Origin of the sequence: Amycolatopsis sp. cmx-4-83 (genome assembly GCF_046548815.1) — a bacterium.
GTDB classification, from domain to species: Bacteria; Actinomycetota; Actinomycetes; order Mycobacteriales; family Pseudonocardiaceae; genus Amycolatopsis; species Amycolatopsis pretoriensis_A.
Genome location: NZ_JAEBEF010000025.1, coordinates 46,176 through 59,243 on the forward strand (window position 1 = coordinate 46,176; position 13,068 = coordinate 59,243).

General features: G+C 71.2%; 12 protein-coding genes. 4 read left to right on the plus strand and 8 right to left on the minus strand.

Going from position 1 to position 13,068, the window contains the following annotated elements; all coding sequences use genetic code 11:
* The first annotated feature begins 11 nt into the window (after positions 1-11).
* Both ACLJQM_RS47650 and ACLJQM_RS47655 read left to right on the plus strand, forming a co-directional pair.
* Positions 12-2,285: a glycosyl hydrolase family 95 catalytic domain-containing protein gene (locus ACLJQM_RS47650; RefSeq protein WP_410636602.1), complete on the plus strand. Its 2,274-nt coding sequence runs from the start codon at positions 12-14 to the stop codon at positions 2,283-2,285.
* Positions 2,286-2,351: 66 nt separating this feature from the next.
* Entirely contained in the window at positions 2,352-3,251 is a 900-nt protein-coding gene (locus ACLJQM_RS47655; RefSeq protein WP_360771929.1) for a peptidylprolyl isomerase, read from the plus strand.
* On the opposite strand, the gene ACLJQM_RS47660 is transcribed toward ACLJQM_RS47655, so the two are convergent.
* The 6 genes from ACLJQM_RS47660 to ACLJQM_RS47685 all read right to left on the minus strand — a co-directional run bounded on the left by ACLJQM_RS47660 (position 3,252) and on the right by ACLJQM_RS47685 (position 10,274).
* On the minus strand, positions 3,252-4,994 hold the full coding sequence (locus tag ACLJQM_RS47660) for an FAD-dependent monooxygenase (RefSeq protein ID WP_410636603.1): 1,743 nt from the start codon (positions 4,992-4,994) through the stop codon (positions 3,252-3,254).
* Positions 4,991-6,742 carry a maleylacetate reductase and hydroxyquinol 1,2-dioxygenase domain-containing protein gene (locus ACLJQM_RS47665; RefSeq protein WP_410636604.1) on the minus strand — a complete coding sequence of 584 codons (1,752 nt, stop codon included), beginning with the start codon at positions 6,740-6,742 and terminating at the stop codon, positions 4,991-4,993. Before ACLJQM_RS47665 ends, ACLJQM_RS47660 begins: the two co-directional genes overlap by 4 nt.
* Positions 6,743-6,817: 75 nt before the next feature.
* On the minus strand, positions 6,818-7,459 hold the full coding sequence (locus ACLJQM_RS47670; protein WP_410636605.1) for a helix-turn-helix domain-containing protein: 642 nt from the start codon (positions 7,457-7,459) through the stop codon (positions 6,818-6,820).
* Between the two features lie 513 nt (positions 7,460-7,972).
* The gene (locus ACLJQM_RS47675) at positions 7,973-8,770 is read right to left on the minus strand and encodes a siderophore-interacting protein (RefSeq protein WP_410636606.1); all 798 of its coding nucleotides are present in this window, start codon (positions 8,768-8,770) and stop codon (positions 7,973-7,975) included.
* Positions 8,770-9,651: a PDR/VanB family oxidoreductase gene (locus ACLJQM_RS47680; RefSeq protein WP_410636607.1), complete on the minus strand. Its 882-nt coding sequence runs from the start codon at positions 9,649-9,651 to the stop codon at positions 8,770-8,772. The genes ACLJQM_RS47675 and ACLJQM_RS47680 overlap by 1 nt, the downstream gene beginning before the upstream one ends.
* Positions 9,652-9,653: 2 nt before the next feature.
* Positions 9,654-10,274, minus strand: coding sequence for an MSMEG_1061 family FMN-dependent PPOX-type flavoprotein (locus ACLJQM_RS47685; RefSeq protein ID WP_410636608.1), 621 nt, complete (start codon positions 10,272-10,274; stop codon positions 9,654-9,656).
* Between the two features lie 67 nt (positions 10,275-10,341).
* On the opposite strand from ACLJQM_RS47685, the gene ACLJQM_RS47690 reads away from it, so the two are divergent.
* Positions 10,342-10,959, plus strand: coding sequence for a TetR/AcrR family transcriptional regulator (locus tag ACLJQM_RS47690; protein ID WP_410636609.1), 618 nt, complete (start codon positions 10,342-10,344; stop codon positions 10,957-10,959).
* 110 nt (positions 10,960-11,069) lie between these two features.
* Positions 11,070-11,345: a hypothetical protein gene (locus ACLJQM_RS47695; protein ID WP_410636610.1), complete on the plus strand. Its 276-nt coding sequence runs from the start codon at positions 11,070-11,072 to the stop codon at positions 11,343-11,345.
* 49 nt (positions 11,346-11,394) lie between these two features.
* Here ACLJQM_RS47695 and ACLJQM_RS47700 read toward each other — a convergent pair whose 3' ends face one another.
* Both ACLJQM_RS47700 and ACLJQM_RS47705 read right to left on the minus strand, forming a co-directional pair.
* On the minus strand, positions 11,395-12,201 hold the full coding sequence (locus ACLJQM_RS47700; protein ID WP_410636611.1) for an NAD-dependent epimerase/dehydratase family protein: 807 nt from the start codon (positions 12,199-12,201) through the stop codon (positions 11,395-11,397).
* Positions 12,202-12,227: 26 nt separating this feature from the next.
* Positions 12,228-13,037, minus strand: a complete 810-nt coding sequence (locus ACLJQM_RS47705) for an IclR family transcriptional regulator (RefSeq protein WP_360771900.1) — start codon at positions 13,035-13,037, stop codon at positions 12,228-12,230.
* Positions 13,038-13,068 lie beyond the last annotated feature (31 nt).

Sequence of the window (13,068 nt, forward strand, 5' to 3'; positions counted from 1 at the left end):
AGGAGGCCGGAATGGACATCACCCGCAGAACCGTGCTCGGCGGCGCGCTCGCCGGGCTGGCCGCCGCCGGCTTGACGCCCGCGGCCGCGGCGACGGCACCGGGCAGCGACGACTTCGGCTGGGCGGAGTTCCTGGCCACCGCGGACCTGCGCTGGCGGCGCCTGCCGAAGACCTGGTACGAGGGCCCGTTCCTGGGCAACGGGTTCCTCGGCTCGGGTGTCTACGCCGAGCCGGGGCAGAACGCGCTCCGGTTCACCGTCCAGCACAGCCAGGTGCAGGACCACCGGCCGGAGTTCGGCTCGCTGTTCGGCCTGGCCCGGCTGCCGGTCGGGTACTTCACCCTGGAGCCGGTCGGCGCGATCACCGCGCTCGACTGGCGGCTGGACCTGTGGAACGCCGAACTGACCGGCACGATCACGACGTCGGCCGGGAGCCTCAGCCTGCGCGCGATCGTCCACACCGGACGGTCACTGCTCGCGATCGAAGTCCGGCCCAGCGAAGGCGAACGCGGCTTCGAGTGGGTGTTCCACCCGGCGGTGGCGGTCAGCCCGCGCGCCGATCCGGTGTGGAACAAGCCGCCGCCGGACGGCTACACCGCGAACCCGCCGGTGAACCTGACGGCCAGCGGCGACGCCCGGCTGGCCGTCCAGCCGCTGCTGGCCGGCGGCGAGCACGTGACGGCCTGGCGGGAGGTGCCGCGCGGCGGCACGCGCACGCTGTACACGTCGGTCGCGTGGTCGCACCCGGAAAAGACGTCGGTGGCGCGAGCGCTCGGCACGGTCCGCCGCGCGCCCGCGTTCCCCGAGCTGACCCGGGACCACCGGCGCTGGTGGCACGACTACTACCGCGGCAGTTTCGTGTCCGTTCCGGACACCCGGCTGCAGAGCTTCTACTGGATCCAGCTGTACAAGATCGCTTCGGCGGCCCGGCGGGAGGCGCCGGTGATGGCGACGTCCGGGCCGTGGCTGGAGAACACGCCGTGGCCGGCGACCTGGTGGAACCTCAACGTCCAGCTCGAATACTGGCTGATCCACGGTTCCAACCACCTGGAACTCGACGCCGTCAGCTACGCGCTCGACAAGTACCGCGCGAACCTCACCAGCCAGGTCGCGTCGCCGTACCAGGCCGACTCCGCCGGCATCCCGCGGACGACCGACATGACCCTGCTCAACGGCGTTTCCAATGCCACCAGCGGGTTCCCGGTCGGCGTCCCGGGGCAGGACACGCCGACGCCCGAGGTCGGCAACCTGACCTGGGCCCTGCACAACGTCTGGCTGTCCTACCGGCACACGATGGACCGGAAGCTGCTGACCGGCACGCTGATCCCGTTGCTGCGCAGGGCGATCGGCTACTACCTGCACTTCCTCGCCCCGGGGCCGGACGGGAAGCTGCACCTGCCGCCGACGTTCTCGCCCGAGTACGGGGTCAACGCGCCGGACTGCACCTACGACCTCTCGCTCATCCGCTGGGGCTGCAAGACGCTCCTGCAGGTCGCACCCGGCGATCCGCTCGCGCCGAAGTGGCGGGACGTCCTCGCGAACCTCGTCGGCTACCCGGCCGACGCGAACGGCTACATGATCGGCGCCGGGGTGCCGTTCGCGAAGTCGCACCGCCACTACTCGCACCTGCTGCAGATCTACCCGCTCCACGACGTCACCTGGGAGCAGCCGGAGCACCGGCAGATCATCGAGACGTCGCTGAACCACTGGGTCGGCTTCGAAGGCGCGCTGCAGGGCTACACGTTCACCGGGGCCGCGTCGATCTCGGCGCAGATGCTGCGCGGCGACCAGGCCGCGTTCTACCTCGGCGAGCTGCAGCGGCGCTACATCCAGCCGAACACGATGTACAAGGAGTCCGGGCCGGTCATCGAGACGCCGCTCTCGGCGGCGAAGTCCCTCCAGGACATGCTGGTGCAGAGCTGGGGCGGCGTGCTCCGGTTGTTCCCCGCGGTCCCGTCGGCGTGGGGCGACATCGCGCTGCGGGACTTCCGCACCGAGGGCGCGTTCCTGCTCAGCGCGTCCCGGGCGGGCGGCAAGACGCGCTGGCTGAAGGTGCACAGCGAGGCCGGGGCGCCGTGCGTGCTGCGGCCGGGCATCGAGGGCGAACTCGCGGTCACGGACGCGCGTGGCCGGGCCCGCCGGTGGCGGCGGCTGGCCACCGGGGACGTCCAAGTCGAACTCGGGCGCGGCGAGGACGCCTTCGTGCACCGGAAGGGTGACCAGCCGGACTTCGGTGTCCGGCCGGTCACGCCGAGCGGCCCGAGTTCGCCGTGGGGCCTGCCGTGATCCCGCGTTCTCACCCGGGGAGCGGGCGGTAGCGGCAGAATGGGGCTCTCGACGAGGGGAGCCTTCATGAGCGAGCCGGGGGAGCGGCCCCAGCCGTACGGGCAGTGGCAGCCGCCAGTGCCGCCGAAGCGGACTTCGACGACGGCGATCGCGCTGGTCACCGGGTCGGCCGTGGTCGTCGTCGTGATGGTGCTGGCCTTCCTGGCCTGGGGCTATCCGGGCTTCCTGCGCAAACCGGACGGTCAGGCCGACGGCGGCTTCTTCACCGCGGCGGCGTCGACGTCATCGTCGTCTTCCGCGCCGCCGGCCGCGGTCAGCTCGCCGGTCTCGATCCCGGGCGGCCGGGCCGCGCTGCCGAAGCGGACGAAACCGCTGGCCGACCCGGTGACCTGCGCGTTCACCCCGGACCCCGGCGCGCCGGCACCGAAGAAGGTCGCGCTGCCGCCGGACGGCCCGGCGCCGTCGTCCGGGACGGCCGGGGTGCGGCTCGCGACGAGCGCGGGGACCATCGGGCTGACGCTGGACCGCGCGCTGGCGCCGTGCACCGTGGTCAACTTCCTGAGCCTGGCCAAGCAGGGCTTCTACGACGGCACGTCGTGCCACCGGCTCTCGGTGACGGACGGGCTGCAGATGCTGCAGTGCGGCGACCCGGTCGGGGACGGGACCGGCGGCCCGGGCTACACGATCCGCGACGAGGTGTTCCCCGAGCTGACCTACGGCCGCGGGATCCTGGCCATGGCGAAGACGAGCCAGCCCGACACCGGCGGTTCGCAGTTCTTCCTGGTCTTCGGCGAGACGCAGATCCCGCCGGAGTACACGGTGTTCGGCAGCATCGACGACGCTGGCCTCGCCGTCCTGGACCAGGTCGCCCGCGGCGGCATCGACGCGTCGAAGCCGGGCATCGGCGACGGCAGCGGGCCCCCGAAGACCCCGGTGACGTTCACCGGGGTCACCACCACACCGTGATCACGGCCGGTCGAGGACCGTCCGCACCGCGCTGAGCAGGGCCTTCGCGGCTTCGGGGGCCGCGGTGGCGTGGCGCCAGGCGACGTAGCCGTCCGGGCGGACCAGCAGGCAGCCGTCCTCGTCGATGCCGCTCAGCCGGGACCAGTCGCCGTAGGCGTCGCGGGCCCCGGGGTCGCCGATCCGGACGGCGCGCAGGTCGAGGCCCAGCTCGGCACCCACCTTGGCGGCCGCGTCGCGCCACGGCGTGCCGGTCAGCCCGGTCAGGACCGTCCACCGGCCGCCGGCCACGAGGTCCAAAGTGGACACGCGGCGGCCGTGCGGCCCGACCAGCCACGCGTGCGGGAGCTTCGCGCCGGGCTCGGTGCTCGGCCGGTGGAACAGCTCGGGATCGCGGTCCGGCTCGGCGGTGGTGCCGTCGGGCAGCACCGCACCGGAGCGGTACCGCTGGTCCAGCTCGACGCCGTGGGCGTTGAACTCGTAGTGCTTCAGCTCGATGGCCCGCTCCAGCTCACGACGTTTGCGCGCGCCGTCGGCGGTCGGCGCGAGGCAGGTCTCGAGCCCGGCGGTGATGCCGTCGGCGTCGGTGTCGCCGTCGATGCCGAGCGCGGCGAAGATCGGCCCGAACTGGTCGCGGCTGAGGTTCGCCCGGTCGACGATCTGCTTGCCCACCGGCGCGCGTTCGGCGCTGTAGCTGTCGAGCAGTCCTTCGCCCGCCTCGCCGCGCAGGACCATCGCGAGCTTCCAGGCCAGGTTGTAGGAGTCCTGAACGGAGGTGTTGGAGCCCAGCCCGTTGGACGGCGGGTGCCGGTGCACGGCGTCCCCGGCGCAGAACACCCGGCCGTTGCGGTACTCGGTCGCGTAGTTGTGGTTGACCGTCCACAGTGACGTCGAGGTGATCCCGACGGCCAGTCCGGGGTCGCCGACCAGGTCGCGCACCAGCCGCGTCGCCTCTTCGACGTCGACCTCCGGCGGGGCCTGCTCGATGTCGTAGCCCCACGTGAGCAGCCACTCGTTCCAGGGCCGGACCATCCGGACCAGGCCCATCCCGATCCCGCCGAGGTGCGCACCCGGCCGCATCACCCAGTACAGGACGCTGGGGCGGTGGGCCACGTACGGCGCGAGGTCGGCGGTGAACGTGATGTTCATGCTGCCCGCTTTGCCGGTCTGGCCGGCGATCGGCAGGCCGGCCTGCTCGGCGACGCGGCTGCGGGCGCCGTCCGCGCCGATGAGGTACTTGGCGCGCAAGGTGAAATCGTCGCCGCGCACGCGGTCGTGGAACCGGGCCGTGACGCCGTCGTCGTCCTGCGTGAAGTCGAGGAATTCGGTGTCCAGCCGCAGTTTCGCGCCGCGCGCGGCGGCTTCGCTCGCCAGGATCGGCTCGAGGTAGGTCTGCGGCAGGTCGATCATGTGGCACGGGCTGGCCGCGGTGTACTCGGCCGCCGACCGGTCGCCGGTGCCCCAGCTGGCGATCCGGCCGATCTCCGGCCCGGTCAGCGACGTGCAGAGCACGGTGTCGCCCATCAGCTCCGGCGGCGTGCCGACGGCGAGGGCCTTGTCCTCGACCCCGAGGTCGCGCAGCACCTCCATGGTGCGCTGGTTGGTGATGTGCGCGCGGGGCGTGTTCGCCGTCCAGCCGTACTTGGTGGCGAGCACGGTGGGCACGCCGTAGGTGGCGAGCAGCAGGGCCGCGGAGCCGCCGGCCGGGCCGCTGCCGACCACGATGACGTCGGTGTCGTAGCTCATTCGGTGCTCCCCGAGATCCGGAAGGTGAATTCGAGCCGCTGGTCGGCGAAGTCGACGATCAGGCCCTCCTTGACGCCGAACACGGTGTCGGAGTCGAGGTATTCGCCGCCGGCGACGAACAGCTGGGTGATCAGCGTCCGGTACCCCGGCTTGGCGATCATGAAGTGCACGTGCGGCGCACGGTAGGGGTGCCGCCCGACGGCGTCGAGCATCTCGCCGACCGGGCCGTCGGCGGGAATCGGGTACGCACTGGGCACGATGGTCCGGAAGCGCAGCCGCCCGCCGGAGTCGGTGCGGAAGCGGGCCCGCAGCACCGGACCGTCCACATCGGGCAGCTGGACGTCGTAGAAACCGTCCTCATTGGACTGCCAGACGTCCACGACCGCGTCCGCCACCGGATCGTCTTCGGTGTCGGTGACCCGGACGTCGGTCCACAGGGGAGTCCCCGGCAACCCGGCCGCGATGTCGGCACCCTGCGGGGTTTCGGGCGGCCCTTCGACGTAGAACGGCCCGAGCACGGCGGACGGCGTCGTGTCCGGCGTGCGCGAGTTGGTCAGGACGTCGACGACGCTGGAGACGCCGAGGGTGTCCGACAGCAGGATGAACTCCTGCCGCGTGTCGGTGGTGATGTGCCCGGCGCGGGTCAGGAAGCCGATCGCGTACTCCCACTCGTCCTGCGTGAGATCGGTGCGGATGGCGTAGCCGTGCAGGGTTTCGACGAGGTCGGTGAGGAGGACGCGCACGCGGTCCGGGGCGCCGGCGAAGCTGTCGACGACCTGCTTGGTGAGCGCCTTGAGACTCGGGCGCGCGGCCGGGCGGGTGCCGTGCACGGCCTGGCGGAGGAGGTCCGCTTCGGGCTCGTCCTCGATGTCGGCTTCGGTGAGCCCCAGTTCGGCCAGGGAGTGCGGGACGGGGAGGCTCGCGGCGAGTTCGAAGACGTCGTCCGCGTCCTCGAGCCCCAGGTGTGCCATGACGTGGGGGAGCAGGACGGCGTGGGTCTCGGCGTGCGGCAGGCCGAACTTGCCCCCGAGGTGGTGGCAGAGCCGGTGGTGCAGTCCCATTTTCACCGAGTCGAGGCAGGTACCGGCGAGCCAGGCACCGCGGAGGGCGTCGGCACGGGCGTCCACATCGGACGGATCTTCGGCGATCCGCGGCAAGGCGCTGGTGAGCAGCCTGACGGCCTCCGCGGCGAGCAGGTCGGTCATGGGGTTGGCGTCGGGGGCGTAGCGGGCCTCGACGGCGTGGGCGAGCGCGTTGAGACCACTGGCCGCGGAGACGCTCACCGGGAGTCCGAGGGTGAGCCGCACGTCGTAGAGGACGGCCTCGGGCCGGACCGCGGGGGTCTTTTGCGTGGTCTTGCGCCCGTCGGCGGTCTGCCCGAGCACGGAGGTGAGTTCGGAGCCGGCGTAGGTCGTGGGCACGATGAGCTGCGGCAGATCGGTGTGGAGGGCGATGGCCTTGGCCAGCCCGGTGGCCGAGCCTCCCCCGATCGCGACGACGCCGTCGACGTCGTGCTCGGCGACGACCTCGAGCGCCCGTTCGGTGACGTCGACCGGGGTGTGCATGGCGGGCTCTCCGAACCGCGCGGCCAGCCGGGAGCCGAGCGCCTCGGCGGCCCGGTCCCCGTGCCGGGGCCGGCCGATCAGCAGGACGCGGGTGAGCCCGAGCCGGTCGGCTTCGGCACCGAGGCTGTCGAGCGAGCCGAAGACCACCCGAACGGGGTTCGCGGCGTAGCTGAACGAGGTCATGCGGCGAGTATCCGGCGTCCGGAGGGCGGCGGTCCTGCACGTTCATGCTGCCGTCCGGCACGAAACGCGCGTGTGTCAGCCCGCCCGGCGCAGGGCCGCCGGCGTCGTGCCCAGCTGGGCACGCAGCACCCGGGTCAGGTGCTCCTGGTGCGAGAACCCGCAGCGGACGGCGATCTCCGCGATCGGCGCGTCGCCCGTGCGCAGCAGCAACCCCGCCTGCTCCACCCGCAGCCGCAGCAGGAAGCGGTGCGGGGGCAGGCCCGTGCGAGCCTTGAAGCGCCGCGAGAACTGGCTGACGCTCAGCCCCGCGAGCGCCGCCAGCTCGCTCAACGGGACCGGCGAAGCCAGCCGGTCCGCCATGAAGTCGCGAACCGTGGCGAACTGGCGGTCCGAGAGACCGGTACCGACCGGCTCGGGCGCGCGCCCGGCACCGTGCCGGCGAACCAGCTGCGCCGCGACGAGCGCACCCAGCTGGTCGGCGTACGTCCGAGCGGACGGCTCCCAGTCCCGGACGACGCCATCGAGGCTCAGCACCAGCTGTTCGAGCAGGGGATCGGTGCTCCCGAGCTCCTCGGCGAGCCGGACCGGAGCGGAACCCCCGGCAGCTTCCTGAACGGCGTCATCGGCCAGGTAGACGTGCACGGTGTCGAGCTCACCGCCCAGTTCGACGGACAGTTCCGCGTGCGACGGCTGCAGGAAGAGCCCACCGACGGGCATCCGCCGACTCTGCTCACGCGGCGTGCCGACCCCACGGCGAACGGTCACCGGCCCGTCGAGGTGCAAGATCAGCTGATGACTGCGCGCAGCCCCGAACTCGGCCCGATAGGGGCGCTCGCGCTGCCGGGAGACGTAGACGCGATCCCACCCGAGCCCCGCACTGGTCCGATCGGGCCGAACCCAGGGCAGCGCGAGGATGCCATTGGTGTCACCCAGCCCGAGTTCACCCACGCCATCTCCTCACCATCGAGGCCCCCAGCGATGCTACCCGCCAAAACCCCTGGCCCGACCCCCGCGAAACCTGAGCTGGGTGGTCATCCCGTCGCCTGAGGCCGCAAAAATCACTTTGAGCCAGGCCCGCAACCCGAAAACCAAAGAAAGAAAACAACGCAACCTTGCGGGCCTGGCTCAAAGTGATAGGCCTCAATCAGGCGACGGGATGACCACCCAGCGACCCGAAGGTCATTCCAGAGCCTGCCCGTCCGGCGAGGACGATCTTTCAACCCCAGGAACTCATCCCGGAGCCGCCCGCCCATAACGCCAGTACCCCAAGAACGCGATATCCGCCTTCCCCCACCCACGATCCCGCACCAGGTGCCGCCGCGCCCCGGTAGCCAGCGCCGCCTCCCCGGCAACCCACGCGTAAGCCGGGCCATCCGGCAGATTCGCCGCAACGAGCGAAGCCAAAGCCAGCTCACCCGGCCGCGCATCCGCCCGAGCACGAGGCAGCCAGTGCACCCGCACCCCCGCCGGAGCCTCAACGACCCGGACATCGCCCGCCGAAGGCACCTCCAAGAACACCTCCGCCGCCAGATCGGAAGGAGCGTTCTCGAGGATCGCCAGAACCGCAGGCAACGCGCTCTCGTCCCCGACCAGCAACTGCCAAGCCACCCCCATCGGCGGCAGATAACCGACCCCGAGGTCGAACACCCCGGCCCGATCCCCCGCCCGCGCCCGCCGAGCCCAAGAAGCCGCCGGAGCGTCACCATCGTGCAGAGTGAACTCGATGTCGATCTCACCGGCCCGCGATCGCCGGATCGTGTAGTTGCGCACCCACGGCCGGCGGCTCTTCGGCATGAGCAGCACCTCAGCCATCCAGCCCTCGTTGTCCAGCGTCGGCATCCGCAGCCGCTCCTGGCCGGCGCGGGGGAAGAACAGCCGCACAGCCTGATCATCACCCGCCGGCTCGAGGTCCGCGAGGTCCGCCCCACCGAGGGTGATGGTCCGGAACGACGGACTCGGCGCGGTGTTCGCCAAGACTTCGAGTGAGAGCAGCCGCCGCACCTTCGGGCGACGCACCTTGGGAATCATCAGACGTCCAGCACGAGCCGAGGGGACAGCGAACGCGACACGCAGGCGTACATCCGGCCGGCGGGCGCCCCGATGTCGTCCCGATGCTCCGGTTCGCCCTCCAGCACCGAAAGCTCACAACTACCGCAAACGCCTTCGCGACACCCCGAAGGCACCGCCCGCCCGGCGTAGCTCAACGCGTCGAGCAGGGATTCATCGGCCGGAACCCGAATGGTGTCACCGGAGCGAGCGCACACGACGTCGAACGGCGTGTCCGGCCCGAACACCCGCCGAGTCGGCTGAAAGCGTTCGGTGTGCACGCGAGGGAACAGCGCTTCGGCCGCGTCCACCATGGACGCCGGCCCGCAGCAGTAGACCTCGGCAGAAGAGAATTCCGCCGCCAGCGCCGCGAGGTCCGGTCGGCCGTGGGAGAACAACCGCACGCGATCGCCGAACTCGGCACGGAGTTCCGCCGCGAACGGCATGGTCGAAGCGGAACGACCGACGTACACGAGCGTCGCGCAGGCACCGGCCGCCCGCACCATCGGTGCGATCGGCGTGATCCCGATCCCGCCCGCCAGGAACAGGTAATCGGACGCGGGCGCGAGCGGGAAGTGATTGCGAGGCAGGGAAACTTCGAGCGTCCGGCCCGGGCGCAGGTAGAGGTGCACGTATTCGGACCCGCCCCGGCTGAGCGGATCGTGCCGCACCGCGATCCGGTAGGCGGAAAGATCACCCGGGTCGCCGCACAGCGAGTACTGCCGGGTCAGCCAGTTGGGCAGCGCGAGGTCGATGTGCGCACCCGGCTCCCACGGCGCCAGCGGCCCCTCATCGCCCCGCAGGACCAGGGAAACGACGTCGTCGGCGACGTGCTCGACGCGGTCGAGGATCGTCTTCTGCATCGTCAGTACAGCTTCCGGTAGCCCTCTTCGAGCATCTGCTCGAAGAGTTCGGGGTCGGCGTTCATCTGCTCGGCGGCGATCTCGCCCACCGACGGCAGTTCCGCGGCGAGCGCCTGGCTGGCCGGGTCCCAGAGCCGGGACCGGATCAGCGCGCGGCCGCAGTGGAAGTACACCTGCTCGACCCGGACGACGATGGCCAGCATCGGTTCCTTCGCCTCGGTGCGCATCCGGGCGAGGACGTCGGGGTCGTCGGTGACGTACGCGCTTCCGTTGACGCGCAACGTTTCCCGCATGCCGGGGACGAAGAACAGCAGGCCGACGCCGTCGTTCTCGGCGATGTTGCGGAAGGAGTCGGCGATTTTGTTGCCGGTGCGGTCGGGCAGCGCGAGGGTGCGTTCGTCGAGGACCTTGACGAACCCGGGGTAGTCGCCGCGGGGCGAGCAGTCGGCTCGGCCGGCGGCGTCGGCGGTGGCCAGCGTCAGGAACGGCGAGTGGGCGATGAAGCGGCGGGCGTGCCGGTCGACGCGGTCGGCGATCTTGGCTTCGATCATCGCGTCGGGCTCGCCCAGCCGGGACCGCACCTCGGCCATCGAGACGTGGCTCAGCGTATTTGTGCTGGTCATGACACAATTATGAGCAAATACTCAGATCTCGCGCTACTCGCTTTCGAGCCGCGCGGAAGGAGGAGCCGTGAGCCCGGGCGAGCGCCGCATCCAGCCACGTAAACAGCCCCGCCAGGTGCGTGCCGAGCTGACCAGGGAGCGGATCCTCACCGCGGCTGCTCGCGTTTTCGCCGAGCACGGCTACGCCGCGGGCACCACCAACCGCATCGCCGAGCGGGCCGGGATCTCCATCGGCTCGCTGTACCAGTACTTCCCGAACAAGGACTCGATCCTGGCCGAGCTGCTGGTCCGCCACCTCGACGACGGCACTGCCGCCACCGAACGGATCCAGCGCGGGGAACTGCCCGGCCCGATCGAGGAGATCTTCCGCGTCTTCGTGCGCGGCGCGATCGAGACCCACCTCGACGACCCGCAGCTGCTGCGGCTGCTCATGGAACAGGCACCGCGGTCGAAAGAGCTCCTCGACAAGGTCGAGCGGCTGAAGCAGGGCCTGGTCGGCTACGTCCAGGAGCTGTTCGACCACCACCCCGAGGTCCGGGTGACCGACACCGAGACGGCGGCCCGGCTCTGCGTCACCACGACCGAGCTCGTGGTCCACCAGCTCATCGCCGACCACGAACCGGTGGACCTCCGGAAGCTGGAGAACGAGCTGGTCGCGATGCTGACGCGGTACGTCAAGGGGTGAACTGGCGTTGACCGCCGTGGCAGACGAAACCTTCGGATTCGGCGTTGCTCGAGCGGACCGAGTTGTCGCGGAAGACCGTGCCGGTCACCGGCCGCTGACGACCGGCCCGCATGACGGCGAACGGGTCGTCTGCGTCGCGTGACGCTCGCGAAGGTGGCCAGGGTCGCCTGGTTACCGGCGGGATCGGGCCCGTCGTCGAAGGGGAGTGCGACGACCCGCTCGGTGGTCTCGACGCGGTTCACGAGGGTGCCGAAGAACTGGAAGATCCGCGACTTCGACACCTCGAACAGCGCGACCGCGCGGGCGAGGACGACGAGCACGCGAGCCACGACGACGACCCACTTCCGCGCGCGGCGGGTTTTCCGGATCATGGCTTCACCTGGTGAGGTGAGGAAGCCGCGGAGGTGCCAGTACCTCCGCGGCTTCCCGAAACCGTCAGAGCGGGTTGAAGACGCCCAGGGGAGCGGTGCAGAACGGGCCGCCGACGTACTCGGCCGCGGGTCCGGTCGGCGCGGGCTTGGACGCCAGCTGCTCCGCGTACACCTCCGCGTCGTCGAGGGACTTGTAGCCCAGCGCCTCCGCCTCGGCCAGCGAGTAGATCCGGCGCGTGTTGTCCGAGACGCCCCAGATCAGCCGGTACCCCGGCGACGGTGCCGACAGGCAGGCCTCGAACAGCCGGGCGCCGTCGTCCGGCGAGAGCCACGTCGTCAGGCCGCGCGGGCCCAGCGGCAACGGTGTCTCGAAGCACGAGCCGATCCGGATCACGATCACGTCCATGCCGAACCGCGAGTGGTACAGGCTGCCCAGCGCCTCGATCGCCGCCTTGGAGACGCCGTAGTACGTGTCCGGGCGCGGGGACGAGTCCGCGGGGAGGTCGGAGTCGTTGCGGCGGAAGCCGACCGCGTGGTTGCTCGACGCCAGGATCACCCGGGAAATCCCGGCTGCCCGCGCGGCCTCCAGGACCGTCTGCGTCCCGTTGATGTTGACGTCGAGGGTCGCTTCCCACGAGTTCTCGCGGCTGTGGCCGCCGAGGTGGATCAGCGCATCGACGCCTTCGCACGCCGACGCCATCGCCGCCGGGTCGGTGACCGACGCCGTCACGACCTCTTCGGAGGCGTCCGACGCCGTCTGCGGGGCCAGGTCGAGCAGGCGCAGCACCCGGCCGTCGCGCTTCAAGCGGGGCCGCATCAGGGTGCCGACGACACCCGCCGACCCGGTGATGAGCACACGCTGGTCCGTCATTGTGGTCCTCTCGATAAGGGCGGCGGTCAGCGAATCCCGGCCCGGCGCAGCTGCTGCCCGAGCTCGGCGGTGGTTTCGGCGAGCAGCTCGCCGACGCGACGGGCGTCGGCGTCGCTCACCTGGGAGATCGGCATCGAGCAGCTGATCGCGTCCGTGCCCGGGATCCGGTAGGGGATCACCGCGGCGACGCACCGGACGCCCAGCGTGCCCTCCTCGACCTCGGCCGCGTACCCGCGCTCGCGCGTAGCGGCGCACTCGGCGTGCAGGCCCTCGAGCGTGGTGATCGTGTTCGGTGTCAGCGGCGTCAACGTCGCCGGCATCAGCGACTCGATCTCCTCCTGCGTCAGCTCGGCCAGCAGCGCCTTGCCCAGCGCGGTCGCGTGCGTGGGCAGCGTGCGCCCGACGCGGGAGACGAGGTGCGTGGAGCGCTGCGACTCGCGCGTCTCCAGGTAGACGACCTCGGTGCCGTTGCGTCGCGCGAAGTGTGCGGTGAAACCGGTCTTCTCCCGGATGCGCTCGAGCGCCTCGGTCGCGAACGGGACGACGGCGTCGCGGTCCAGGTACGCCGTGCCGCAGATCAGCGCGCGGACGCCGAGGCGGTAGCGGGCGGTGTTGGTGTCGGCCTCCAGCCAGCCCGCTTCCAGCAGCGTCCGCAGCAGGCCGTGCAGCGACGAGCGCGGAAAGCCCGTGCGCGCGTGCAGGTCGGACAGCGACAGCCAGACGTCGTTCGCCGCGAACGTCTCGATGAGGTCGACGGCCCGGCGCGCGGACTTCACCCCCGACGACTCGGCGGGAGCGCCTTCGGCCGCTACCGGGTTGTCCACCTTCTGCGGCATTTGTGCTCCTCCGTCCGGCCGTTGACTTGTG

Bases quoted from the DNA above. Each gene is read 5' to 3' on its own strand.
- ACLJQM_RS47650 (WP_410636602.1), top strand. From the start codon at position 12: ATGGACATCACCCGCAGAACCGTGCTCGGCGGCGCGCTCGCCGGGCTG.
- ACLJQM_RS47655 (WP_360771929.1), top strand. From the start codon at position 2,352: ATGAGCGAGCCGGGGGAGCGGCCCCAGCCGTACGGGCAGTGGCAGCCG.
- ACLJQM_RS47660 (WP_410636603.1), bottom strand. From the start codon at position 4,994: ATGAGCTACGACACCGACGTCATCGTGGTCGGCAGCGGCCCGGCCGGC.
- ACLJQM_RS47665 (WP_410636604.1), bottom strand. From the start codon at position 6,742: ATGACCTCGTTCAGCTACGCCGCGAACCCCGTTCGGGTGGTCTTCGGC.
- ACLJQM_RS47670 (WP_410636605.1), bottom strand. From the start codon at position 7,459: ATGCCCGTCGGTGGGCTCTTCCTGCAGCCGTCGCACGCGGAACTGTCC.
- ACLJQM_RS47675 (WP_410636606.1), bottom strand. From the start codon at position 8,770: ATGATTCCCAAGGTGCGTCGCCCGAAGGTGCGGCGGCTGCTCTCACTC.
- ACLJQM_RS47680 (WP_410636607.1), bottom strand. From the start codon at position 9,651: ATGCAGAAGACGATCCTCGACCGCGTCGAGCACGTCGCCGACGACGTC.
- ACLJQM_RS47685 (WP_410636608.1), bottom strand. From the start codon at position 10,274: ATGACCAGCACAAATACGCTGAGCCACGTCTCGATGGCCGAGGTGCGG.
- ACLJQM_RS47695 (WP_410636610.1), top strand. From the start codon at position 11,070: ATGACGGCGAACGGGTCGTCTGCGTCGCGTGACGCTCGCGAAGGTGGC.
- ACLJQM_RS47700 (WP_410636611.1), bottom strand. From the start codon at position 12,201: ATGACGGACCAGCGTGTGCTCATCACCGGGTCGGCGGGTGTCGTCGGC.
- ACLJQM_RS47705 (WP_360771900.1), bottom strand. From the start codon at position 13,037: ATGCCGCAGAAGGTGGACAACCCGGTAGCGGCCGAAGGCGCTCCCGCC.